This is a genomic window from Micromonospora mirobrigensis (genome assembly GCF_900091555.1).
In the GTDB taxonomy this organism is placed as follows: Bacteria; Actinomycetota; Actinomycetes; order Mycobacteriales; family Micromonosporaceae; genus Micromonospora; species Micromonospora mirobrigensis.
In genome coordinates, this window is the sequence record NZ_FMCX01000001.1 from 170,694 (window position 1) to 194,099 (window position 23,406).

Genomic DNA, 23,406 nt, shown 5'->3' on the forward strand with positions numbered 1-23,406 from the left:
CTGGCGCGCACCGACAGCCGCCGGGGTCGCCCGCAACGGCACCGGCGTGTCACCACCCGGCCGGCGACCGCCGGCCCGTCGGGCGGCCGGCGACCGCCACTCAGCGCAGCACCCCGGCCAACCCGCGCAGGCCGGCCCGGTGGTCCGGGGCCGTCGGCCGCCACCCCAGCTCCTCCCGGGCCCGGGCGTTGTCGACCCGCATCGAGGTGCTGAGCATCCGGTGGGCGTACGGGACGACGCGCAGCAGCCCGCCCGGAACCCGGGGCGGCCGGGGCGCGCCGATGACGGCGGCCATCTCGTCCAGCCAGTCGCCCCAGCGCACCGGCGCCCCGTCCACCACGTTGTACGCCGCACCGGGCCGCCCCCGTTCCAGCGCCGCCACGGTGGCCGCCGCCGCGTCGTCGATCAGGACCAGGTTGACCAGCCCGCCACCCGAGCGGGGCACCGGGAACCGGCGCCGGCGCAGCATGCCGGCGATCGCCCGGGTGCTCGGGTCGGCGCCGTAGAACAGGCCGTAGCGCAGCGCGACACCGGCCAGGTCGGTGGCGCCGCACACCTGCTCCTCGGCGGAGCGCATGGCGGCCAGGTGCCGCCCGGCGGCGCCCGGTTCCGGCCCGCCGAACGGGTCGTCCTCGGTCAGCGTCCGGTCCCCGTGGTCCCGGTAGCCGTAGCCGAGGACCATCGACTGGACGACGAACCGCTGCGCGCCGACCGCCCGGGCCACCGCCAGCAGGTTCGCCGTGCCGGTGGTACGCAGGACGTTCGTGGCGGTCATGTCGGCGTGCCGCACCGGCGGTCGGCGCAGCGCCGTCAGCTCGTGCACCACCGCGTCGGCGCGCAGGTCGTCGACCGCGGCGAGCAGCCGGTCCCGGTCGAGCACGTCGGCGACCACCGGTCGAACGCCGGCGCCCGCCAGCCGGGCGGCGTTCGCCTCGGTACGGGTGATGCCGACCACCTGGTGGCCGGCGTCGACGAGCCGGCGGACCAGCGGGGTCCCGATCGTGCCGGAGGCTCCGGCGAGCACTATCCTCATGGTCTGCGTCCCTTCGTACGACCTCGATGCAGGGACGGGGCACCGGTCGCCCAGGTGACCGGACGGGCGCGTGACCGCGCCCACAGTGCCGGCCTCCACCAGGCCGGTTGGCCGGGCGCAGGGGTCATCGGGTAACCTGACCAGGTTGCCCGGGCAGCGCCTGCCGGCGACCTCATGAACGTATCAATCCCAGGAGTATCCCGTGGCTAGCGTGTGCGACGTCTGTGGCAAGGGACCGGGCTTCGGCCACAACGTGTCCCACTCGCACCGGCGGACCAACCGCCGCTGGAACCCGAACATCCAGTCGGTGCGTACCCCGGCCGGTGGCGGCAACACCAAGAAGTTGCAGGTCTGCACCTCGTGCATCAAGGCCGGCAAGGTCACCCGCGCCTGACGCGGTAGCGCCACAGCCTGATCATCGTCGCAGCCGGCGGGCCCCTCGGGCCCGCCGGCTGTCGTCGTGCCCGCACCCCGGTCCGCCGGCCCGGGATGCGGGCCGTGGTCAGAGGACGCGGCCGTAGGAGAGACAGCCCGGCTCGTCCTTGTAGTAGCCGAAGTTCGGGATCGGCTCGTACCCGGCCGAGGTGTAAAGCGCGATCGCCTCGGGCTGCTTGTCACCGGTCTCCAGGATGACCCGCTTGCGGCCGGACTCGCGGGCCGAGCGCTCGACCGCGGCGAGCAACGCCCGGGCGATGCCCCGGCCGCGGGCCGCCGGCGCGGTGTACATCCGCTTCAGCTCTGCGGCGTCGTCCGAGCCGCCGTGGCTGCGCCAGCCGCCGCAGGCGACCGGCTCGCCGTCGAGGTAGGCGACCAGGAACTCGCCGTTCGGCGGGGCGAACTCCGCCGGATCGACGGGGGTCTCGTCGCCGGTGCCGCCGTACCGCTCGCCCAGGTCGGCCAGGGTGGCCCGGATCAGCGCCTGCGACTCGGGCGCGTCGAAGGGGTGGACGCGGATCTTGATCTCGTTCACCGGTAAAGGGTACGACCGGGGTGACCGCTTACCGACGGTGGTGCCCCGGACGGTGTCCGGCGCCTCGCCGCGCCGGTACGGCGTGGCCCCCGCCGGTGGTGGTCCGGCGGGGGCCACGGTCGGAGTCAGCCGAGCAGGCGGGCGTTGCCCCACCCGTTCCCGGCCGGCTCACCGCGGTAGGTGGCGTTGACCCCACTCCACCGCCACAGCGATCCGTCCGTCTTGACCTCGACGAAGACGTCGTCGTTCTCGACGGTGGTCGGCCCGGAGACCGAGGCCATCAGCCGGGCGTTCGACCAGCCCCACATGACGTGTTCGACGTTGAAGCCGTGGCCGCAGTCGGCCCAGCGCCGCAACTCGTCCCCCTTGACCTCGAGGAACATGGTGCAACCGTCCGAGGTCCTGCCGATGCCGCTGATGATCCGGGTGTTGCCCCAGCCGTTGCCCTTCAGCGCGCCGACGAACGCGGAGCCGTTCCAGGTCCACTGCCAGAGCGTCCCGTCGGTCTTGATCTCCATGAAGGTGTCGTTGTCGATGCCGGTGACGAGCCGGGCGTTCGACCAGCCCCACATGACGTGGGAGCGCTGGTAGCCGGAACCGCAGTCCATCCACTCGACCAGTTCGTCCCCCTTGACCTCGAGGAAGTCCTTGCAGACGCCCTGCCAGAGGCCCAGCGAGGTGATCCGCCGGCTGTTGCCCCAGCCGTTGCCCTTCAGGGTGCGGTAGAAGCCGGAGCTACTGTCCGACCACTCCCACAGGGCCCCGGCGGTGTCGATCTCCAGGAACGAGCCCCCGTCCAGGTACATGGGGGTGACCTGCCCAGGCCGGACGTCGCCCCGGCCGGTGCCGGATCCGGCCGAGGCCGGCACGGCCCCGGCGCCGATCAGGAGTGTGCTGAGGGCCGCACAGATGACCGCGCCGAGCCCCCGTCTGCTGATGCGCATGGTGGTACCTCTCCTCGCTCGACCGTCGGCGGCCACCGGGAAGGGCGCCGCCGTACGGAACTCCGACGCCCGGTGCGCCGGGCGACGAGGAGGACGCTAGGGAGGCGGTCGGACACCGGACCAGCGATTCGAACCGGCTCGAAAACCCCCGGGAAAAGTGACCGGGGTCGCTCGCGTCCGGTCGGATCCAGGTCACCGCGAAGGGTGCGACACATTTATCATCGTCATTCATGTTCAACGTTGCACTGGATGCGGCCACGCTGGCCGGCGTACAGATGCACGCCTCGCCGGCCTTCGAGGCGATCGAGTGGCTCCGGTACGCGGCCGTGGACCGTCCCCACCCCAGCGCCGGGCCCACCGGCCCCCGCGCCGCGGCCGCCCTGCGCCATCCCGACGTGGCGCTCGTCTCCGCGGTCCTGCCCGGTCGCGGCTCGCAGGGCTTCCCGGACCTGTTGACCCCCGAGTACGACCCCGCCCAGCCGAAGCAGGCGCTGCGCCACCAGTTGGAGGCGCTCGCGGCGACCGACCCGGACGAGGTCGCCCGGCAACTTCAGGAGGTGTTCGGCGCGACACCACCGCCTCCGCAGGTGCGGGACGCGATCGAGGCCGGCACCTTCGGCGCCCGGGCGGCCAACGGCCTCTGGCGGTTCTGGCGCGCCACCCTCGCCGACGACTGGACGGCCCTGGAGACGGTGCTGGAGAACGACATCTCCCGGCGCTGCGAGCTGGCTGGCCGGCGCGGCGTGGGCGCGCTGCTGGATTCGATGCACCCCGACGTGCGCTGGGACGACGGGCGGCTGCGGGTCGACCGGCCCGGCTACGTCGACCTGTCGTTCACCGGCGGCCGGTTGGTGCTGGTCCCGACGGTGCTCGGCTGGCCGCTCTTCTTCAAGCAGTTCGCCCGGCCCCGCGCCGGGGTGCTGATGTACCCCGCCCAGGGCACCCCGTCGCCCGCGGCGCCCCGGCCGGCGACGCCCGGACTGGTCGGACGCAGTCGGGCGGCGCTGCTGGCCGATCTCGGGACGCCCCGGTCGACCGGCGAGCTGAGTCGCCGGCACACCCTGGCGCCGGCGACCGTCTCGTACCACCTGGGGGTGCTGCTGCGGGCCGGCATGGTGACCCGGTTCCGGGACGGCCTGCTGGTCTACTACCGGCGCACCGGGGCGGGCGAGGCGCTGCTCGGGGCCCGTCCGGACGGGGCGTTCCCGGCCGGCTGAGAGCGGTTCAGCGGAAGTGGTCCCAGCCGGCCGGGCCGTCCCAGGCGCGCCCGTCCACGGTGACGCCCTCGCCGTCGGTCACCGCGCCGACCGGTCGCCACCCCGGGGGCAGCTCCGTCCCGGCCGGGAAGGTCGCGGCCAGCGCGTGGTCGTCGCCACCGGTCAGGATCCAGGTGTACGGGTCGACGCCGAGCGCCTGCGCCGCGTCCCCCATCTGGCGGGGCACCTCGAAGGCGTCCCGCCGGACGTCGACGGCGACCCCGCTGGCCCGGGCCACGTGCCCGAGGTCGGCGAGGAGCCCGTCCGAGACGTCGATCATCGAGGTCGCCCCGGCGGCGGCGGCCTCCGGTCCGGCCCGGTACGGCACCTGCGGCCGGCGGTACGCCTCGACCAGCAGCTTCGGTGTCCGGAAACCGCGGGACAGCACGGTGTAGCCGGCCGCCGCCCAGCCGGTCCGCCCGGAGAGCGCCAGCACGTCCCCGGGGCGGGCGCCGGAGCGCAGCACGGGGGCCCGGCCGGCCAGGTCGCCCAGGGCGGTCACGGCGACGGTGAGCGTCGGGCTGGCCGACATGTCCCCGCCGACCACGCTCGCCCCGATCGAGGCGGCCTCGGCGCCCAGCCCGTCGGCCAGCTCCTCGGCCCAGCTGGCGGGCAGGTCGGGCGGCGCGCAGAGGGCGACCAGCAGGGCGGTGGGCGCGGCTCCCATGGCGGCGATGTCGGCGAGGTTCGCCGCCGCCGCCCGGTGCCCGACGTCCCGCGCGCTGGACCAGTCCCGCCGGAAGTGCCGCCCCTCGACCAGCACGTCCGTGGACGCGGCGACCCGCCCGTCGGGCGCGGTGACCAGCGCCGCGTCGTCACCGGGCCCGAGCAGGCAGGTCGGCCCGTACGACAGTCGGGCGGTGACCCGCCCGATCAGTCCGAACTCCCCGACACCGGTCACGCTCATCCTGCTCCCTCGCCCTGCTCGCTCACCGCTTCTCCGTGACCACCGATCGGGGTCACGCCTGCTCCGTAAGGTAGTTTCACCCTTCGGGCCGCCCTCGAGCGGCGGCGGACGGAGGTCGAGTCGTGGTACAGGCGTACATCCTCATCCAGACCGAGGTCGGGCGCGCGCGTGACGTGGCCGGTCGGATCGCGGACATCGCCGGCGTGGTCCGCGTCGACGCCGTCACCGGGCCGTACGACGTGGTCGTGCTGACCGAGGCCAACACGGTCGACGAGCTCGGCAAACTCATCGTCAGCAAGGTGCAGATGGTGCCCGGCATCACCCGCACCCTCACGTGTTCGGTGGTGCGCCTCTAAGTGGACGAGATCACTTCCTCCCGCGCGGTGGACGACCGGCCCCGGCCGGACGACGACACCGTGATCGACCTCACGGCGACCCCGGCGGCCGCCCCGGTCGCCGACCGGTCGACCCGCCGGGCGGCGCTGATCGCCACCCTGGTCGCCGTGCCGGTGACCGCCCTGGTCGGAGCGCTGGTCCTGGCTAGGCTCTCCCCGCCGGAGCCGGCCGCCGCGCCGGCGCCGGCCACCAGCACGGCCCGCGCCCAGGCGACCGGGCCGGTGGAGATGCCGGCCCCGGCGCTGGCGGCCCGCCAGGGCGTGGTCTGCCGCGCGCTGGTCTCCCAGTTGCCGGACACCGTCCGCGACCTGGCCCAGCGGCCGGTCACCGCCGGCCCGGAGCAGAACGCCGCGTACGGCGATCCCGCGCTCACGGTGGCCTGTGGCGGTGCGCAGCCGCAGTTCCCGTCCACCGACGAGGTCTGGCGGGTCAACGGGGTCTGCTGGCACCCGGTGGAGGTCAAGGACGGCCCGACCGCGCTCACCACCGTCGACCGGGAGGTGCCGGTGACCGTCACCGTGCCGCGCGCCTACGACGGGGCGCTCCAGTGGTCCGCGCCGATCGCCGAGGCGATCGTGGCCTCGGTGCCCTCGGCGAAGGCGGTCCCCTCCGGCTGCACCGGCTGACCCGCGCCGGCTCAGCGGCCGGCGCGGCGCAGGGCGGTGCGGATCAGCCGGTTGACCAGCTTCGGGTACTCCAGGCCGGAGGCGGCCCACATCCGCGGGAACATCGACGTCGGCGTGAAGCCCGGCATGGTGTTGATCTCGTTGAGGTAGATCTCCAGCTCCGGGGTGACGAAGAAGTCGGCCCGGGCCAGCCCGGAGCAGTCCAGCGCGGTGAAGGCGCGGGTGGCGTACTCCCGTACCCGGCGGGTGACGTCGTCGGGCAGGCCGGCCGGGATGTCGTACTCGCAGGCGTCGTCGATGTACTTCGCCTCGAAGTCGTACCAGTCGTGGCCGGAGACGACCCGGACCTCGGCCAGCACGGACGCCTCGGGGGCGCCGCCCGCCTCGCCCTCCAGCACGCCGCACTCGATCTCCCGGCCGACGATCGCGCCCTCGACCAGCACCTTGGTGTCGATCTCGCGGGCGGTGGCGACGGCCGCGTCGAGCTGCGCCCAGTCGTCGACCTTGGTGATGCCGAAGGAGGAACCGGCCCGGGACGGCTTGACGAAGACCGGCAGGCCGAGGCGCTCCTTGTCCGCCTCGGTCATGGTCATCCCGTTGCGCAGCACCACGTACGGCCCGACCGGGATCCCCTCGGCGGCGCAGAGCTTCTTGGTGAACTCCTTGTCCATGGCCGCGGCGGAGGCGAAGACGTTCGCCCCGACGTACGGGATGTCGGCCATCTCCAGCATGCCCTGGATGGTGCCGTCCTCGCCGTACGCGCCGTGCAGCACGGGGAAGACCACGTCGACGTCCGCGAGCGCCCGCGGGCCCTGGGTGGGGTCGAGCACCAGGAGACCGGCCGCGGTGGGGTCGGCGCGCAGCACCAGCTCCGCGCCGGAGCCGGCGGTGATCTCCGGCAGCCTGCGGTCGGTGATGGCCAGCTGCGCGGGGTCGCCGCTGGCCAGGACCCACTGGCCCTGCCGGGTGATGCCCACCGGCACCACCTCGAACTCGTCCGGGTCCAGGGCGGCGAGCACGCTGCCCGCACTGACGCAGGAGATGCCGTGTTCGGGGCTGCGCCCGCCGAAGACGATCGCCACGCGGGTCTTGCCTGGGGTGGTCACTGGGGTCACCTCTTCGCTCGCGACTGCGGCTGGCCGTGCTCGCCCGGGGCGCTCACCCGGTTGACCTTACTGTGCGTGGCGAGGGCCGGCTGGTGATACCCGGCGACTACCCGCATGCCCCGCAACCGGTCAGCGGGTTGTATACGTAGCGTAACGACAGGGGCGGTGCCGGACGGGTCGCGCCGGGGGGCACTACGCTGCTCGTCCTATGAGCACCGATGCCCTCATCGCCAGCCTCACCGCCGCGGTGGAGGGCCAGCCGGACGACCTGCCGCTGCGGCTGCACCTGGCCGGGTTGCTCCTCGACGCCGGCCGGCAGGGCGAGGCGGTCGCCCAGATCGGCCAGGCGCTGGCCCGGGACCCGGGCAACGAGCCGGCCCGGGCGCTGATGCAGCGGGCGTTGACCGGGTCCGCCGTCCCACCGGCCGGCGCCGGCACCGCGGACCGGACCGGCCCAGCCGGCCGCGGTGGTGACGCAGACCGCGCCGGGGCCGCCGGCCGAGGTGGGACCGACGGCCGCAGCGGCGACGGCGGGGACCCGCTGGCGGCGTACGAGCGGGAGCTGGCCGACGTCGTCCCGCCGCGCTTCGCCCGGGCCGGCGACGAGCCGGAGCCGGTGGCCGGCGACGGCGACCGGGTCTACGACGTGGAGTCCAGCGGGATCCGGCTGGCCGACGTGGGCGGGATGACCGCGGTCAAGGAGCGGCTGGAGCTGGCCTTCCTCGGCCCGCTGCGCAACCCCGAGCTGCGCCGGATGTACGGCAAGAGCCTGCGCGGCGGCCTGATGTTGTACGGACCGCCGGGTTGCGGCAAGACCTTCCTGGCCCGGGCGGTGGCCGGCGAGATGGGTGCGAAGTTCCTCTCGCTGTCCATCGTGGACGTCCTGGACATGTGGATCGGCAACTCGGAGCGGAACCTGCACGAGCTGTTCGAGGCGGCCCGCCGCAACGCCCCGTGCGTGCTCTTCCTGGACGAGGTGGACGCGCTGGGCCACAAACGGTCCCAGGTGGGGTCGAGCGCGATGCGGACGCTCGGCAACCAGTTGCTGGCCGAGCTGGACGGGATGGAGGGCAGCAACGAGGGCGTCTTCGTGCTGGCCGCCACGAACACCCCGTGGGACGTGGACCCGGCACTGCGCCGGCCGGGCCGGCTGGACCGGGTGGTGCTGGTGCTGCCACCGGACGCCGAGGCCCGCGCGGCGATCCTCCAGTACCACCTGCGCGAGCGGCCGATCGCCAACGTGGACCTGCGCAAGGTGGTCGCGGCGACCGAGGACTACTCCGGCGCGGACCTGGCCCACCTCTGCGAGACGGCCGCCGAGTTCGCGATGGCCGACTCGGTGCGTACCGGCGAGGTGCGGATGATCGAGCAGCGGGATCTGGAGCGGGCGTTGCGGGAGGTCCGGCCCTCCACCCGGCCGTGGCTGTCGACCGCCCGCAACGTCGCGATGTTCGCCAACGAGGGTGGGGTCTACGACGACCTGGTGGCGTACCTGAAGCGGCGCCGGATGCTCTGAGGTCAACCCTCGCGGCGCCGGCCGACGGCGATCACCTTGACCCGCTGGCGGCCGGCGCGGACCATGCCGAGCGCCATGAAGGCGCCGGCTATCCGGTCGGCCGCCTCCCGGCTGCTCGCCCCGACGACCTGGCGGCGTCGTTCCGGGCAGGCCCGCTCGTTGCGTTCGGTGCCGGCGAGGGGGCGGACGTCGGTCAGCACCACCAGGAAGCGGGTCATCGGGCCCCACCGCGCGGTCGTCTGCCCGTCGGCATCGCAGCTCCCTCCCGGCCCGGTGGCGTGGCACGCGGCGATCGGGCCCGGGGGACAAACCCGATCGCCGCGCACCCCATCCCCTCCAGTCGCTCACCCCCGCCGTCGCCACGACAACCGGCGGTGAGGACGTGCTCACAGATTGACATGTGCGAACGCATGAATGCAACTCTCATCGACGTTCTCTCATGTACCCCTTCCCGCGGACATGTGCCACCATCGACGTATGGCTCCGAAGACCGCCCGGGCGCGACGGCTCGGCATCGCCCTGCGCGCCCACCGGGAGGCCGCCGGCCTCACCCTCGAGGCCGCCGCCGACGAGATCAACAGCACCCGCAGCACGCTCTCCCGGTACGAGAACGCCCAGACGCTGATCAGCCCGGCGACCGTACGCGCCCTGCTCACCTGCTACGGCGTGGGCGCCGACGAGGTGGCCGCGGCGGTCGAGCTGGCCAAGGACGCCCGCAAGCCCGGCTGGTGGGTCTCCTACTCGTACCTGCTCGACCGGCGCACCATCGACTTCATCGCGCTGGAGGCGGAGGCGACCGGGATCGCCAACTTCGAACCCTCGGTGGTGCCCGGCCTGCTCCAGACCGCCGACTACATCCGCGGGGTGATGCGCGGTGGCCCGCACACCCTCACCGACGAGCAGGTCGAACAGCGGGTGCACCTGCGGTTGGACCGGCAGCAGCGGCTGACCGGCGACCAGCCGCCCATCTTCGACGCGATCATCGACGAGGCCGCCCTGCTCCGGCCGGTCGGCGACCGGACGGTGATGGACGGGCAGCTTCGACACCTGTTGAAGATGGCCGAGCTGCCCAACATCACCGTCCAGGTCATCCCACTGCGCGCCGGCTACCACCGGGGCACCCGGGGATCCCTGCACATCCTGGAGTTCGCCGACCCGGAGGACCCGATCATCGCCTCGGTGGAGACCGTGGCCGGGCAGATGGTCCTCGACCGGCCCGGCGACCTGCGTACCTGCACCAAGATCATGGAGCACCTGCGGACCGTCGCGCTGACCCCCGCGGCGAGCCGGGAGCAGCTCCACCAGCTCCTGAAGGGACGGTAGGACCATGACACCGACGACCAGCGCGGCCCTGGCCGCGGCGCGGTGGCGCAAGAGCAGCCGCAGCGGCGACGAGGGCGCCTGCGTGGAGATGGCCGTCCTGCCCGGCACGGTGGCCGTACGCGACTCCAAGGACCCGACCGGCCCCGCCCTGCTCTTCGCACCCGCCGCCTGGGCCGCCTTCGCCGGATCCCCGCCCCGCCGCTGACCGGCGGACCGGGAGGCGCTAACCGCCCACCAGCGGCCCGGGAGCGGGCCCGGCCCGCAGCGCCTCCACCGCCGCGATGGCCACCCCCCGCGCGCCGGCCATGTCCCGCTCGGGCACCAGGGCGAAGGTGGCCACCTCGGCCTGCTCGTCACGGAGCACGGTGTGCTCCCGCACCGTGGCCAGGAACCAGTCCCGGAACTCCGGTGCCGCCTCCACCACCCCTCCCCCGACGAAGTACGCGTGCGGGTCGGTGAAGTTCGCCGCGATCGTGAACAGCCGGCCCAGCGCCATCGCCTGCTGGGCGAAGACCTCCCGGGCCAGGGTGTCGCCGCGCTCGCCGTACCCCCGGACCAGCTTCGCGGCCCGGGCCGGCGGCTCGGCGGCGAGCGGATGGCCGGGGTGACGGGGCAGCCAGTACGGCAGCAGGTTCCGCTCGATCGCGGTCAGCGAGGCGACGCTCTCCGCGTCGCCGGAGAAGCCGCAGGCGCAGGTCGGCACGGCCTGGCCCGGGCCGAGCAGGCCGGTGAGCGGGATGTGCACGTGGCCGAACTCGCCGGCCATCCCGGCCGCGCCGGTGACCACCCGGCCGCCCTCCACCACCCCGCCGCCCAACCCGGTGCCGACGATGGCCGACACCGAGGACCGGCGCATCGCGTCGGATCCGAAGTGGACGTGGTGGGCGTAGAGTGCCGCCGCGTTGCCGTCGTTGTGGTAGACCACCGGCAGGTCGAGCCGCCGTTGCAGCGCGCCCCGCACGTCGAAGCCCCGCCAGGCGGGGTGGGCGAAGTTGGTGGAGCCGCGGGAGGAGATCACGCCGGTGGCGGAGGCCGGGCCGGGGGTGTCCAGCCCGACCGCGCGGACCAGCTCACGCGGCACCCCGGTGTGCGCCAACACCCCGTCGAACGCCCGGGCCAGCGCCTCGACGGCCACCTGCGGACCGGAGCGGACGTCGCTGGGGGTCTCCATCAGCCCGTCCACCAGGAACCGCCCGTCGAGCGTCAGCACGGTGGCGTTGTTGCTGGTTCCGCCGTTGTCGAGGCCCACCACCACCGGGACACCCACGCTGCCCACCGCGCCACCTCTCGCCGCCGAACCGCCTGACGTGAGGCTAGTTCCCCGTTCGCCGGCCCGCCACGCTCCGCGGCTACCCCGGGCCGCGGCGGGCGGCGACCGCGGTGGCTCCCAGCTCGTCGTCGTGCAGCACGGTCGGGGTGAGGCCCTGCCCGGTGAGCACCGCGCAGAGCGTCGGGGCCTGCCCGACACTCGCCTCGACCACCAGGTGACCACCGGGCGCGAGCCACCGGGCCGCCCCGGCCGCCACCCGGCGCAGCACGGCCAGCCCGTCCGGCCCGCCGTCGAGCGCCACCGGGGCCTCGTGCAGCCGCGCCTCGGGCGGCAGCAGCGCCACCGCGTCGGTCGGGACGTACGGCGCGTTGGCCACCACCAGGTCCAGCCGGCCCCGCCAGCTCACCGGGACCGGGTCGAAGAGGTCGCCGGCGTACACCTCGACGCCGAGCGGGGCCAGGTTGCGGCGGGCGCAGGCCACCGCCGCGGGGTCGACGTCCACCGCCGCGGCCCAGCGGGGCCGGACCAGCGGGGCCAGGGCCAGCGTCGCCGCGCCGGTGCCGCAGCAGAGCTCGACCATCGCCGGGTCCGGCGCGGCCCGCTGCGCCGCCGCCCGCACCAGCAGGGCGGTACGTCGGCGCGGGACGAACACCCCCGGGTCCACGGCGACCCGCAGGCCGTCGAACTCGGCCCAGCCGAGCAGATGTTCCAGGGGCTCACCGGCGATCCGGCGGTCGGCCAGGGCGGCGAGCGCCACGGGCGAGTCGGCGGCGGCGATGAGCAGCTCGGCCTCGTCCTCGGCGAAGACGCAGCCGGCGGCGCGGAGCCGACGGACGAGGGCGGGACGGTCGGGGTGGTGCGTGGCGGATGCCATGGGAAACCTTCCGGGAACGCTCGTCGGCGCTCCCGGGGCCGCTATCGCGACCCGGACTCGGGAGGGAGCGCCGGTCCTGCTGACTGACGGATCGGACTCACCTCCTCGGGGTCGAGGCCCCACCGCGGGGCCGCCATGACGATAGCGGTTCCGCCCTGCGCTGCGCGCCTCGGCGTCGCCCGGTCGGGGCGGAATTCTTTTCGAGCGTGATACCTCAGAGGAATTTTGATGACTCCGAGGTATCACGCTCGACGGACTCGTCGACCCGAGCGCGCGGCGGACCACCGCCCGGAGGGCACCGGCGCGGCGGACCACGCACTCGGAAGTCTCAGGCGCGGTCCGGGCCGGCGGCGTCCAGGGCGGCCACGATGTCGGCCACCAGGTCGGCCGGGTCCTCCACCCCGCAGGAGAGCCGGACGAAGCCGGGCGCGGTGTCGTCGCCCCACTGGGCCCGCCGGTCGGCCGTGGTGTGCAGGCCACCGAACGAGGTGGCGGCGCCGACCAGCCGGGAGGCGTCCAGGAAACGGGCGACCCGCTCGGCGCCGCCCAGGTCGAAGGAGAGCACCCCGGGGATCCGGCGCATCTGCGCCGACGCCACCGGGTACGCCGGGTCGTCGGGCAACCCCGGCCAGCGCAGTCCGGTCACGTCGGGCCGCCCGGCCAGGGCCCGGGCCACCGCCTCGGCGTTGCCGCTCTGCCGGCCCAGCCGCAGGTCGAGGGTGGCCAGCGAGCGGTGGGCCAGCCAGGCGTCGAATGCGCCCGGGACGGCGCCGGTGACGGTCCGCCAGGCGGTCAACGGCTCCAGCAGCTCGGTCGAGCGGGTGGCCAGATAGCCCAGGAGCAGGTCCGAGTGCCCGGTCAGGGCCTTGGTGCCGGAGGCCACCACCAGGTCCGCGCCGAGGTCCAGCGGGCGCTGCCCGAGCGGCGTGGCGGTGGTGTTGTCGACGGCCACCAGCGCCCCGGCGGCGTGCGCCCGCCCGGTCAGCTCGACCAGGTCGACCACGTCCAGGCCGGGGTTCGCCGGGGTCTCCACCAGCACCAGCTTCACCCCGTCGAACGACGGGTACGGGCCGGCGGTCGGCGCGAACAGCACCCGTACGCCGATGCCGGCGAGGGTGTCGGTGGCGAAGGCGCGCACCGGGAAGTAGCCGTCGGCGGGGAGGACCACGGTGTCACCGGGCCGCAGCAGGGCCAGCAGCAGGCCGGTGATGGCCGCCTGCCCGCTGGCGAAGACGCGGCAGTCGCCCCCCTCCAGCTCCCCGACGGCGGCCTCCAGCAGCCGCCGGGTGGGGTTGTCCGGGCGGCCGTAGCCGTTGGCCGCGGCCGACGGTCCCTGCCACGGGTCGAGGTGGTACGGCGCGGCGAAGACCGGCCCCGGCAGGAACGGCTGGCCCGGCACCGGCTCGGGCAGCCCGGCCCGCACACTGCGCGTCCCGTCCCCCCACCCGCCGCTCACTCGTACGACTCCGGCTTGGCGGTCCGGCTCATCAGGGTGTCCACGGCGAGTCGCGGGTCCATCCCCTCGTGGCAGATCCGTTCGATCTGCTCGGTGATCGGCATCTCCACCCCGTGTGCCCGGGCCAGGTCCCGGATGGCCAGGCAGCTCTTCACGCCCTCGGCGGTCTGCCGGGTCGCCGTCTGGGCCTGCTCCAACGTCTCGCCGCGACCCAGGTGCTCGCCGAAGGTGCGGTTGCGGGCCAGCGGCGACGAGCAGGAGGCGACCAGGTCGCCCATGCCGGCCAGGCCGGCGAAGGTGATCGGGTCGGCGCCGAGCGCCACGCCCAACCGGGCGGTCTCGGCCAGGCCGCGGGTCATCAGCATCGCCCGGGTGTTGTCGCCGAAGCCCATCGCCGTGGCGATGCCGTACGCCAGGGCGATGACGTTCTTGACCGCCCCGCCCAGCTCGCAGCCGATCACGTCGTCGTTGGTGTACGGCCGGAAGTACGGCGTCCGGATCGACGTCTGGACCAGGGTGGCCCGGCCCGGGTCGGTGCCGGCGACCACGGTGGCGGCCGGTTGCTCGGCGGCGATCTCCGGGGCGAGGTTGGGGCCGGAGACCACGACCACCCGGTCACCGGTCACCCCGGCGGTCTCCATGATCACCTCGCTCATCCGCTTGGTGGTGCCCAGCTCGATCCCCTTCATCAGGGAGACCAGGGTGGCGTCGGGGTGCAGGTGGGGCACCCACTCGGCGAGGTTGCCGCGCAGCGTCTGCGACGGCACGGCAAGGACCACCAGCTCGGCGCCGGTGATCGCCTCGACCGGGTCGCCGGTGGCCGACACCCGCTCCGGCAGCAGCAGCTCCGGCAGGTACTCCGGGTTGCGCCGGTGGGTGCGCATCGCCTCGGCCACCGGCGCCCGCCGGGCCCACACGGTCACCTCCCGGCCGGCGTCGGCGAGGATCTTGGCGAACGCGGTGCCCCAGGAGCCCGCTCCCAGCACCGCCACGTGTCCGCTCACGCTGCCGCCTCCGGGTGCTGGTCGCTGGGCCGGCTCCGGCCGGGACGTTCCCACAGGGGCGGCGGTGTGCCGCCCCGGATCTCGGCGAGCATGTCGCGCAGCCGCAGCATGATCGCCTCGGTCATCTCCTCCAGGGTGGCCCGGGTCGGGGTGGCCCCGGCCCACCGGCTCAGGTCCATCGGCGGGCCGGCGACCACGGTGACCGGGATCCGCGGACGCAGGCTCAACCGGTTGGTACGCGGGTCGAAGATCTTCTCCGGTCCCCACATCGCCACCGGCACGACCGGCGCCCCGGTGGCCAGCGCCAGCCGCGCCGCGCCGGTCTTGCCCTTCATCGGCCACATGTCCGGATGGCGGGTGGTGGTCCCCTCCGGGTAGATCACCACGGCGCCGCCGGCGTCGAGCGCGGCGACCAGCTTGTCCAGCGACTTCACCGCGTCGACCGTGCCGCGCTCCACCGGGATCTGCTTGCACCGGTGCAGGATCCAGCCGATCACCGGCACCCGGAAGACGCTGGCCTTGCCGAGGAACTGCGGCCAGCGGCCGGAGTCGTAGACGAAGTGGGCGGAGACCAGCGGGTCGGCGTGCGAGAGGTGGTTCGGCACGATGATGACGCCGCCGGGCTCACGCAGGTGTTCCATGCCCTGCCAGGTGCGCCGGCTCCAGACGGTCATCACGGGCTTGACCAGCACCACGGCGAACCGTTGCCAGAATCCCAGCCTGCGCCGTGTCACCCTGCCTCCTCGTTGCCCGCGCGCCCGCACCCGCGGTGTGGTCGCTGGGAAATCATGCCTGCTCGCCCCGGGTCCGGCCAGTGAGGGTACCGCCGCCGGCTGGCAGGATGTGATGCCGTGCGTCAGCCGACCTGGACCGTGGTGGTGCCGGTGAAGCGCCTCGACGGGGCGAAGAGCCGGCTGCGGGGCGCGCTGCCGGTCGTACCCCACGAGGGCCTGGCGCTGGCCCTGGCGGCCGACACGGTCCGCGCGGTCCGGGCCTGTCCCGCGGTCGCCGAGGTGCTGGTGGTCACCGGTGACGACCGGGTCGCGGCGGAGCTGGCGGCGCTGGGGGCCCGGGTGGCGCCCGAGCCGCCGGGCGGCGGGTTGAACGCCGCCTTCCGGCACGGCGCGTCCGTCGCCGCCGGCGGGCGGTGGGTGGCCGGCCTGACCGCCGACCTGCCGGCGCTGCGCCCGGCCGAGCTGGCGCAGGCGCTCACCGCCGCCCAGGACGGGCCGACCGGGGTACGCCGGTTCGTGGCCGACGCCCCGGGCACCGGCACCGTGCTGCTGGCCGCACCGCCCGGCGTACCCCTGGAGCCGCGCTTCGGGGTCGGCTCGGCGGCGGCGCACGCGGCCGGCGGGGCGCTACCGCTGGCCGGCGCCTGGCCGACGCTGCGCCGCGACGTGGACACCGCCGCCGACCTGGCCGCCGCCGCCCGGCTCGGGCTCGGCCCGGCCACCGCCGCGCTGCTCGACGCCGCCCCCGCCGGCTGAGCGCACCGGCCGCCGCGGCCCACCGGTGTACGGTGCTGGCATGCAGGGCACCGTGGCGACCTACGACGCGCAGACCCGCAGCGGCCTGCTCCTCCTCGACGACGGCACCGAGCTGCCGTTCCCCGCCCGGGCCTTCGACGCCTCCGGCCTGCGGCTGCTCCGCCTCGGCCAGCGGGTCCGGGTGGACGTCGACGCCCAGGGCGAGGTGGTCCGGGTCACCCTGCCGACGATGGCATGATCCCGGCCAAGTTCATTTTGCGTTAACCCGGATCGGGTGATTATGGGCTGGTGAGCACCCCTCGCAAGGAACCCGCCAGCCAGCCGTCCGCCACCGACCGACCGCAGCCCCCGCAGTCCCGCAACGGCGCCCGCCGCCGCGGCGCCGGCGGCCGGTTCAGCCGCCCGCCGCACCCGGCGGCCTCCGCCGAGCCGGCCGGCGCACCGCCCGCGAGCGTCGCCGGCCCGGCCGGTCCGGACGGGGCCGCCGACTCGGCCGGCCTGGAAGAGGTCCTCGACCCGGCCGTGCCGACCGAGGCGCGACCGGCCGCCGACCCGCTGCCCGCCGACCGGTTCCTCAACCGCGAGCTGTCCTGGCTCGACTTCAACGCCCGGGTGCTGGCGCTGGCCGAGGACCCGCGCACGCCACTGCTGGAGCGGGCGAAGTTCCTGGCCATCTTCGCCAGCAACCTCGACGAGTTCTACATGGTCCGGGTGGCCGGGCTGAAGCGCCGGCTCTCCGCCGGGCTGCCGGTGCGCGGCGGCGACCGGATGCCGCTGCGCAACCAGCTGGAGCTGATCTCCGAGAAGGCCGCCGACCTGGTCACCCGGCACGCCAGCTGCTTCGTCGACGACGTGCTGCCCAAGCTCGCCGCCGAGGACATCCGGATCGTCCGCTGGGCCGAGCTGGACGCCGCCGAGCGGGAACGGCTGCGCACCTACTTCCGGGAACACATCTTCCCGGTGCTCACCCCGCTGGCCGTGGACCCGGCGCACCCGTTCCCGTACATCTCCGGGCGGTCGCTGAACCTGGCGGTGGCGGTCCGCGACCCGGGCGGTGGCTCGGAGCTGTTCGCCCGGGTGAAGGTGCCCAACAACGTTCCCCGGTTCGTCCGGGTGGACCGGGAGCAGGCCGGGGTGCGGTTCCTGCCGGTGGAGGACCTGATCTCGGTACACCTGGGACAGCTCTTCTCCGGCATGCAGGTGGTCGAGTGCCACCTGTTCCGGGTCACCCGCAACGCCGAGGTGGAGGTCGACGAGGACCGCGACGAGGACCTGCTCCAGGCCCTGGAACGGGAACTGGCCCGCCGCCGCTTCGGCCCGCCGGTACGCCTCGAGGTCGCCGCCTCCATCTCCGACCACATGCTGGAGCTGCTCGTCCGCGAGCTGGACATGGACAGCCACGACGTGCTGCGGGTGCGTGGCCTGCTCGACCTCTCCGCCCTGTGGCAGGTGTACGGCGAGGCCGACCGCCCCGACCTCAAGGACCCGCCGTTCGTGCCGGCCACCCACCCCCGGCTCACCGAGGGCGAGGTGCCGCGCAGCGTCTTCGCCACCCTGCGCGACGGGGACGTGCTGGTGCACCACCCGTACCACTCGTTCGCGACAAGCGTGCAGCGCTTCGTCGAGCAGGCCGCCGCCGACCCGAACGTGCTGGCCATCAAGCAGACCCTCTACCGCACCAGCGGGGACTCCCCGATCGTCGACGCGCTGGTCGACGCGGCCGCCGCCGGCAAGCAGGTGGTGGTGCTGGTGGAGCTGAAGGCCCGCTTCGACGAGGTGGCCAACATCGGCTGGGCGCGCACCCTGGAACGCGCCGGCTGCCACGTGGTCTACGGCCTGGTCGGGTTGAAGACGCACTGCAAGACCTCCCTGGTGGTACGCCAGGAGGGCAACCAGATCCGCCGCTACTGCCACATCGGCACCGGCAACTACCACCCGAAGACGGCCCGGCTCTACGAGGACTTCGGCATGCTCACCGCCGACCCGGAGATCGGCGCCGACCTGACCGACCTGTTCAACGTGCTCACCGGCTACAGCCGGCAGACCGCGTACCGGCGGCTGCTGGTGGCGCCGCAGGGCATCCGCAGCGGCCTGATCGAGCGGATCGAGCGGGAGATCGCGCACGTCCGCCTGGGCATGCCGGGGCTGGTGCAGTTCAAGGTGAACTCGCTGGTCGACGAGGAGATCACCGACGCGCTCTACCGGGCCTCCCGGGCCGGCGTGCACGTCGACCTGATCATCCGCGGGATGTGCACGCTGCGTCCCGGCGTACCGGGCCTGTCGGAGAACATCCGGGTCCGGTCCATCCTCGGCCGCTTCCTGGAACACTCGCGCATCTTCCGGTTCGGCAACAACGGCGAGGCGGAGTTCTGGATGGGCTCGGCGGACCTGATGCACCGCAACCTGGACCGCCGGGTGGAGGCGCTGGTGCAGGTCAGCGACCCGGTCGCCCGGGCCGAACTGGACCACGTGCTGACCTGCGCGATGAGCCCCGAGGTGGACGCGTTCGAGCTGGCCGCCGACGGCAGCTGGACCCGGCGTGCCGGCGCCGACGACACGCCCCTGGTGCACCTCCAGGAGACGCTGCTGCGCCGCGTCGGCGGCACGGCCGGCTGAGCGGCCATAGGGTGACGTGATGGTCGAGGAGGAACGCAAGTACGCGGTGACCGACGACTTCGTGCTGCCGGACCTGTCCACCGTGGCGCCCACCGGCGGCGAGGTGCGGGAGGTGCCGGTGGTGACCCTGGTCGCCACCTACGTCGACACCGCGGACCTGCGGCTGGCCCGGGCCGGCGTCTCGCTGCGGCACCGGGAGGGCGACCCGCTGCCGTGGACGGTCAAGCTGCCGACCGCCGCCCAGGGGGTGCGGCACGAGATCTCCCGACCCGGTCCGCCCGGTGAGCCGCCGGCCGAGCTGTCCGGCCTGGTCACCGTGTACGCCCGGGGCGCCGGGTTGGCTCCGGTGGCGGTGGTGCGGACCGTGCGGCACGCGTACGAGGTGTGCGGGCGCGACGGCGCGGTGCTGGCCGAGCTGGTCGACGACCGGGTGACGGTGCTCGACGCCGCCGGGCGGACCACCGACGCCTTCCGCGAGCTGGAGGTGGAACGCAAGGCCGGTGACCGGTCGCTGCTCGACGAGGTGGGCGCGGCGTTGGAGGGCGCCGGGGCGCGGGGCGGGGCGTTCGTGCCCAAGCACGTGCGGGCGCTCGGCCCACGGGCCCAGGAGCCCGCCGATCCGGTCGCGCCGGCCGGGTTGCCCGCCAAGCCGAGCGCCGGTGAGGTGGCCGTCGAGGCGATCCGCGACGGCGTGGCCCGGGTGTTGACGCACGACCCGCTGGTGCGGCTGCGCGCGCCGGTCGGGGACGACGACACCGCCGTGCACCGGATGCGGGTGGGCTGCCGGCGGCTCCGCAGCGACCTGCGGACCTTCCGGCGGCTGCTGGAACCGGAGCAGGCCCGGGCGCTGCGCGCCGAGCTGAGGTGGCTGGGCGAGGTGCTCGGCGCGGCCCGGGACGCCGAGGTGCTGCGGGCGCGGCTGCGGCGTACCGCTTCGGCCGACCCCACCTGCCCGGTTCCGCCGGACGCGGTGGAGGCCCTGGACGCGGCGCTGACCGTCCGGCAGGAGGCGGCGCTGGCCGCGGTGGACACGGCCCTTCGGTCCCCGCGCTACCTGGCGCTGGTCGACGCGCTGGTGCTGGCCGCCCGGGCCCCCCGGTTGCGCGCCCGGGCGGCCCGGCCGGCGCGCAGGGCGTTGCCGAAGCTGGTCGCCAAGCCGTGGCGGACGTTGGCCGAGCAGGCCCCGGAGCTGACCCCGGACGGCCCGGACGACGAGTGGCACGCGGTGCGCAAGGCCGCCAAGCAGGCCCGGTACGCCGTCAAGGCGGTGACGCCGGTGGCCGGCCCGGACGCCCGCAGGCTCGGCAGGGCGCTGGCCCGGGTGCAGGACCTGCTCGGCGAGCACCAGGACGCGGCGGTGGCCGGCCGGACCTGGGTGGCGCTGGCCGCCGAACACCCCGACGACCACGACCTGGCCGTGGCCGCGGGCCGGCTGCTGGAACGGGAACGCGCGACGGTACGCCGGTCCCGCGCCGAGTTCCCGGCGGCCTGGCGGCGGGCCGGCCGAGGCAGGCGTACCCGATGGCTGCCGTGACCGGCATCCACGCCGCCGGCGGCGTGGTCTGGCGGCCGGCCGACGACGGCGTGCAGGTGTGCCTGGTGCACCGCCCCCGCTACGGCGACTGGTCGCTGCCGAAGGGGAAGCTGGAGCGGGGTGAGCATCCGCTGCTGGCCGCCGTCCGCGAGGTCGCCGAGGAGACCGGCGTCCGGGCGGTGCCGCAGGTACGCCTGCCCACCGTCGGCTACCGCAGCGAGGGACGACCCAAGACGGTCGACTACTGGTCGATGCGGGCCGCCGGCGAGGGCGGTTTCCAGCCGGACACCGAGGTGGACGGCATCCGCTGGCTCCCGGTCGACGACGCCGTACGCCTGGTCAGCTATCCGCACGACGCGGAGGTGCTGGCCACGTTCGCCGCGCTGGCCCCGGTGACCGGCGCCCTGATGCTGGTGCGGCACGCCCAGGCCGGCAGGCGGGCGACCTGGTCGGGGCCGGACACCGGCCGGCCGCTGGACGCCACCGGGCAGGCGCAGGCCCACCGGCTGGCCCCGCTGGTCGCCCTGGTCCGCCCGGTACGCCTGCTCTCCGCCTCCCCCCGACGCTGCCGGCAGACCCTCGATCCGGCGGCGGAGCTGCTCGACCTGCCGATCGAGGTGCTGGGCGACCTGGACGAGCCGGAGCCCGGTCAGCAGCCCGACGAGCGCCGGTTGGCCGCGGCGGCCCGCCTGACCGAGCTGGGCGGCGCCGGTGAGCCGGTCGCGTTGTGCAGCCAGGGCAAGGTGATCCCGGGCGCGTTGGAGCTGCTGACCGGGCGGGCGGACGACTTCACCACGCCGAAGGGCGGGGGGTGGCTGCTGGCCTTCGCGGGGCCGCGGCTGATCGGCACCGACCGGCTCTGACGCAACGGGTTCGAGGGGAGAAGGGCTGAGGGCGCCCACCGTTCCGGTGGACGCCCTCGGACCAGGCGCGGTCAGCGCTTGGCAGCTGCCTTCTTGGCCGCAGCCTTCTTCGCCGGGGCCTTCTTGGCCGCCGTCGCCTTGGCGGTGGTGGTCTTCTTCGCCGCGGTGGACTTCGCGGCGCTCTTCGCCGGCGTGGCCTTCTTGGTGGCCGTGGTCTTGGTCGCCTTGGCCGCCGTGGTCTTCTTGGTGGCGGCGGTGGTGGTCTTCTTGGCCGCCGTCGCCTTGGCGGTGGTGGTCTTCTTGGCCGCCGTCGCCTTCGCGCCGGTCGCCTTCGCCCCCGTCGCCTTGGCCCCGGTGGCCTTCGCGCCGGTCGCCTTGGCCCCGGTCGCCTTGGCGCTGGTGGCCTTGGCGCCGGTGGTCTTCGCCGCCGCCGTGGTGGTGGTCTTCTTGGCCGGCGCGGCGGTCTTCGCCACCTTGCCGCTGGCCACCATCTCCTTGAATCCGGCACCCGGGCGGAAGGTCGGGACGGAGGTCTTCTTGACCTTCACCGCCTCGCCGGTCCGTGGGTTGCGCGCTGTTCGGGCGCCCCGGACGCGCTTTTCGAACGCTCCGAATCCGGTGATCGCCACCTTCTCGCCCTTGGTGACCGCCGCCTGGACCTCAGCGAGGACCGCGTCGAGCGCGGCCGTCGCCGTTTTCCGGTCCCCCAGGCGAACGGCGAGCGCCTCGATGAGCTCGGCCTTGTTCACGACTTCCTCCCGATTGTGCAACTGACTCGACGCGAGCCATTCTGCGCGCACGGTATGCCCTGTGCTGCCGGGACACAAACATTCGGTGGAAAAAAGCCCTTGTGTCGCAAGGGATTCACCCTCACCGACCGTGGAGCGGGGGTGAAAACCGAGGCCCGGTCAGGCGTCCGGGGGGACGGTGGAACGGCGGAGCGGGTGGCGCGAGCCTGGCAGGGGCATCGCGTACGGCGGGTCCAATGTCTTCCGGCCGACTCGGGCGACCGGTTCCCAGGAGCCGTACGGGTAAATGGTTCCGGTCGCACCCGGGGGACCGGGAATCATGTCGACGAATACGGTCCATCGCCGCCCGCAAATGGGAACCGGCCGCCGGGCTGCCCGACGGGGGCGACCGCGACGAGTGCTCCGCCGGGGAGCGCGGGGCGGGCTCGATGGTCCATGATGGATGGGTGGAGTCCGTCGATCCGGCACCCGACCGGGCGGGCGGGAACCGACCGGTCGCCCGGCGGAAGGGCGGCCGAGTGGGGCGTGACGCGGCTCCCACGATCTGGACATCCTAGATTCTGGGAGGTATGTTTCGGCTCGTGGGACACAGCATGAGTGGCGTGGGCGTACTGGACAAGGCGGTGGTCATCCTGGCCGCCTGCGTCGACGGCGCCAGCCTGGCCGAACTCGTCGAGCGCACCAAGCTGCCGCGGGCCACCGCGCACCGGTTGGCCCAGGCACTGGAGATCCACCGCATGCTCGTCCGGGACACCCAGGGCCGCTGGCGTCCGGGCCCGCGCCTGGGCGAGCTCGCCAACGCCGCGCCGGACGTACTGCTGACGGCGGCCGAACCGCTGCTGGCCGCCCTGCGGGACGCCACCGGCGAGAGCGCGCAGCTCTACCTGCGCCGGGCCGACGAGCGGATCTGCGTGGCCGCCGCCGAACGGGCCAGCGGCCTGCGGGACACCGTCCCGGTAGGCTCCGTGCTGCCGATGACGGCGGGGTCCGGGGCGCAGATCCTGCTGGCCTGGGAGCCGCCCGAGGCGGTCATGCCGCTGCTCCCCCGCTCCAAGTTCACCGGGCGCACCCTCGCCGAGGTACGCCGCCGGGGCTGGGCGCAGAGCGTCGCGGAACGGGAGGCCGGCGTGGCCAGCGTCTCCGCCCCGATCCGCGACCGCACCGGCCGGGTGATCGCCGCGATCAGCATCTCCGGCCCGATCGAACGACTGGGCCGCCGCCCGGGCGAGCGTCACGCGATGGCCATCGTCCGCGCCGGCCAGCGCCTCTCCGGCCTCTGACCGGGCATCCCGGAGGCCGGCGGCCACAACCGGTGCTGTCGTGGCCGCCTCACGGCCGGCCGGCCGCGGTGATCCGTTCACGACATCAGGTCGACAGCGGGTCGCCAGGAGCCGGGCGCACAGACCGGCGCGCTGGCCGGGCCCGACCGATGCGCAAAGAAACGACGAGCCCGCCCCACCGAAGTGGGACGGG

Annotated in this window: 25 protein-coding genes; 13 read left to right on the forward strand and 12 right to left on the reverse strand. The window is 74.5% G+C overall.

Translation table 11 applies throughout. The annotated features are described in order from the left end of the window. Positions 1-100: 100 nt before the first annotated feature. Complete coding sequence (locus GA0070564_RS00780; RefSeq protein ID WP_091601159.1) at positions 101-1,033, reverse strand: NAD-dependent epimerase/dehydratase family protein; 933 nt, start codon at positions 1,031-1,033, stop codon at positions 101-103. 202 nt (positions 1,034-1,235) lie between these two features. Between GA0070564_RS00780 and rpmB the strand changes: the two genes are divergently transcribed. After that, the gene (rpmB, locus tag GA0070564_RS00785) at positions 1,236-1,427 is read left to right on the forward strand and encodes a 50S ribosomal protein L28 (protein ID WP_007456456.1); all 192 of its coding nucleotides are present in this window, start codon (positions 1,236-1,238) and stop codon (positions 1,425-1,427) included. A gap of 108 nt (positions 1,428-1,535) precedes the next feature. On the opposite strand, the gene GA0070564_RS00790 is transcribed toward rpmB, so the two are convergent. Beyond that, entirely contained in the window at positions 1,536-2,003 is a 468-nt protein-coding gene (locus tag GA0070564_RS00790) for a GNAT family N-acetyltransferase (RefSeq protein WP_091601161.1), read from the reverse strand. Positions 2,004-2,128: 125 nt separating this feature from the next. Continuing rightward, the gene (locus tag GA0070564_RS00795) at positions 2,129-2,947 is read right to left on the reverse strand and encodes a hypothetical protein (protein ID WP_091601163.1); all 819 of its coding nucleotides are present in this window, start codon (positions 2,945-2,947) and stop codon (positions 2,129-2,131) included. Between the two features lie 230 nt (positions 2,948-3,177). On the opposite strand from GA0070564_RS00795, the gene GA0070564_RS00800 reads away from it, so the two are divergent. Continuing rightward, positions 3,178-4,164 carry a DUF5937 family protein gene (locus GA0070564_RS00800; protein ID WP_141714678.1) on the forward strand — a complete coding sequence of 329 codons (987 nt, stop codon included), beginning with the start codon at positions 3,178-3,180 and terminating at the stop codon, positions 4,162-4,164. A gap of 7 nt (positions 4,165-4,171) precedes the next feature. On the opposite strand, the gene GA0070564_RS00805 is transcribed toward GA0070564_RS00800, so the two are convergent. Continuing rightward, positions 4,172-5,110, reverse strand: coding sequence for a thiamine-phosphate kinase (locus GA0070564_RS00805; RefSeq protein ID WP_091601167.1), 939 nt, complete (start codon positions 5,108-5,110; stop codon positions 4,172-4,174). Positions 5,111-5,232: 122 nt separating this feature from the next. Between GA0070564_RS00805 and GA0070564_RS00810 the strand changes: the two genes are divergently transcribed. Together GA0070564_RS00810 and GA0070564_RS00815 are read left to right on the forward strand one after the other, a co-directional pair. After that, positions 5,233-5,466: an Lrp/AsnC ligand binding domain-containing protein gene (locus GA0070564_RS00810; protein ID WP_088970229.1), complete on the forward strand. Its 234-nt coding sequence runs from the start codon at positions 5,233-5,235 to the stop codon at positions 5,464-5,466. Then, the gene (locus GA0070564_RS00815; protein WP_176730517.1) at positions 5,467-6,132 is read left to right on the forward strand and encodes a DUF3515 family protein; all 666 of its coding nucleotides are present in this window, start codon (positions 5,467-5,469) and stop codon (positions 6,130-6,132) included. A gap of 11 nt (positions 6,133-6,143) precedes the next feature. Here the strand turns inward: GA0070564_RS00815 and GA0070564_RS00820 are convergent, their stop codons facing one another. Continuing rightward, entirely contained in the window at positions 6,144-7,238 is a 1,095-nt protein-coding gene (locus tag GA0070564_RS00820) for a D-alanine--D-alanine ligase family protein (RefSeq protein ID WP_091601169.1), read from the reverse strand. A 208-nt stretch (positions 7,239-7,446) separates the two neighbouring features. Here GA0070564_RS00820 and GA0070564_RS00825 point away from each other — a divergent pair, with 208 nt between their 5' ends. Then, positions 7,447-8,754: an ATP-binding protein gene (locus GA0070564_RS00825; RefSeq protein WP_091601171.1), complete on the forward strand. Its 1,308-nt coding sequence runs from the start codon at positions 7,447-7,449 to the stop codon at positions 8,752-8,754. A gap of 2 nt (positions 8,755-8,756) precedes the next feature. Here the strand turns inward: GA0070564_RS00825 and GA0070564_RS00830 are convergent, their stop codons facing one another. Further along, positions 8,757-8,972, reverse strand: a complete 216-nt coding sequence (locus GA0070564_RS00830) for a hypothetical protein (RefSeq protein WP_091601173.1) — start codon at positions 8,970-8,972, stop codon at positions 8,757-8,759. A 259-nt stretch (positions 8,973-9,231) separates the two neighbouring features. Between GA0070564_RS00830 and GA0070564_RS00835 the strand changes: the two genes are divergently transcribed. Together GA0070564_RS00835 and GA0070564_RS00840 are read left to right on the forward strand one after the other, a co-directional pair. After that, a complete protein-coding gene (locus tag GA0070564_RS00835) occupies positions 9,232-10,077 on the forward strand; it encodes a helix-turn-helix domain-containing protein (RefSeq protein WP_091601175.1) in 846 nt (281 codons plus the stop codon). 4 nt (positions 10,078-10,081) lie between these two features. Beyond that, positions 10,082-10,282, forward strand: a complete 201-nt coding sequence (locus GA0070564_RS00840; protein ID WP_091601177.1) for a DUF397 domain-containing protein — start codon at positions 10,082-10,084, stop codon at positions 10,280-10,282. A gap of 18 nt (positions 10,283-10,300) precedes the next feature. Here the strand turns inward: GA0070564_RS00840 and GA0070564_RS00845 are convergent, their stop codons facing one another. The 5 genes from GA0070564_RS00845 to GA0070564_RS00865 form a co-directional block, all read right to left on the reverse strand. Next, positions 10,301-11,353, reverse strand: coding sequence for an ROK family protein (locus GA0070564_RS00845; RefSeq protein ID WP_091601179.1), 1,053 nt, complete (start codon positions 11,351-11,353; stop codon positions 10,301-10,303). 73 nt (positions 11,354-11,426) lie between these two features. Next, on the reverse strand, positions 11,427-12,221 hold the full coding sequence (locus GA0070564_RS00850; RefSeq protein ID WP_091601181.1) for a putative protein N(5)-glutamine methyltransferase: 795 nt from the start codon (positions 12,219-12,221) through the stop codon (positions 11,427-11,429). 328 nt (positions 12,222-12,549) lie between these two features. After that, positions 12,550-13,677, reverse strand: a complete 1,128-nt coding sequence (locus GA0070564_RS00855; RefSeq protein WP_091601183.1) for a cystathionine gamma-lyase — start codon at positions 13,675-13,677, stop codon at positions 12,550-12,552. Beyond that, positions 13,674-14,681 (reverse strand): NAD(P)H-dependent glycerol-3-phosphate dehydrogenase, encoded by a 1,008-nt coding sequence (locus GA0070564_RS00860; RefSeq protein WP_091601185.1) that lies wholly within the window; start codon positions 14,679-14,681, stop codon positions 13,674-13,676. Before GA0070564_RS00860 ends, GA0070564_RS00855 begins: the two co-directional genes overlap by 4 nt. Continuing rightward, entirely contained in the window at positions 14,678-15,415 is a 738-nt protein-coding gene (locus GA0070564_RS00865; protein ID WP_091601187.1) for a lysophospholipid acyltransferase family protein, read from the reverse strand. The genes GA0070564_RS00860 and GA0070564_RS00865 overlap by 4 nt, the downstream gene beginning before the upstream one ends. Positions 15,416-15,532: 117 nt before the next feature. On the opposite strand from GA0070564_RS00865, the gene cofC reads away from it, so the two are divergent. The 5 genes from cofC to GA0070564_RS00890 are packed head-to-tail and all read left to right on the forward strand — an operon-like array spanning position 15,533 to position 21,184. Next, positions 15,533-16,171 (forward strand): 2-phospho-L-lactate guanylyltransferase, encoded by a 639-nt coding sequence (cofC, locus tag GA0070564_RS00870; RefSeq protein WP_091601189.1) that lies wholly within the window; start codon positions 15,533-15,535, stop codon positions 16,169-16,171. A 40-nt stretch (positions 16,172-16,211) separates the two neighbouring features. Continuing rightward, positions 16,212-16,409 (forward strand): cold-shock protein, encoded by a 198-nt coding sequence (locus GA0070564_RS00875; RefSeq protein ID WP_091601191.1) that lies wholly within the window; start codon positions 16,212-16,214, stop codon positions 16,407-16,409. A 50-nt stretch (positions 16,410-16,459) separates the two neighbouring features. Continuing rightward, complete coding sequence (locus GA0070564_RS00880) at positions 16,460-18,787, forward strand: RNA degradosome polyphosphate kinase (protein ID WP_091601192.1); 2,328 nt, start codon at positions 16,460-16,462, stop codon at positions 18,785-18,787. 19 nt (positions 18,788-18,806) lie between these two features. Next, positions 18,807-20,321 (forward strand): CYTH and CHAD domain-containing protein, encoded by a 1,515-nt coding sequence (locus GA0070564_RS00885; RefSeq protein ID WP_091601194.1) that lies wholly within the window; start codon positions 18,807-18,809, stop codon positions 20,319-20,321. Further along, complete coding sequence (locus GA0070564_RS00890; RefSeq protein WP_091601196.1) at positions 20,309-21,184, forward strand: NUDIX hydrolase; 876 nt, start codon at positions 20,309-20,311, stop codon at positions 21,182-21,184. The genes GA0070564_RS00885 and GA0070564_RS00890 overlap by 13 nt, the downstream gene beginning before the upstream one ends. Before the next feature lie 71 nt (positions 21,185-21,255). Here the strand turns inward: GA0070564_RS00890 and GA0070564_RS00895 are convergent, their stop codons facing one another. Beyond that, positions 21,256-21,933, reverse strand: a complete 678-nt coding sequence (locus GA0070564_RS00895) for an HU family DNA-binding protein (protein ID WP_176730518.1) — start codon at positions 21,931-21,933, stop codon at positions 21,256-21,258. A gap of 593 nt (positions 21,934-22,526) precedes the next feature. On the opposite strand from GA0070564_RS00895, the gene GA0070564_RS00900 reads away from it, so the two are divergent. Further along, positions 22,527-23,213: an IclR family transcriptional regulator gene (locus GA0070564_RS00900; protein ID WP_088970212.1), complete on the forward strand. Its 687-nt coding sequence runs from the start codon at positions 22,527-22,529 to the stop codon at positions 23,211-23,213. The last annotated feature ends 193 nt before the right edge of the window (positions 23,214-23,406 follow it).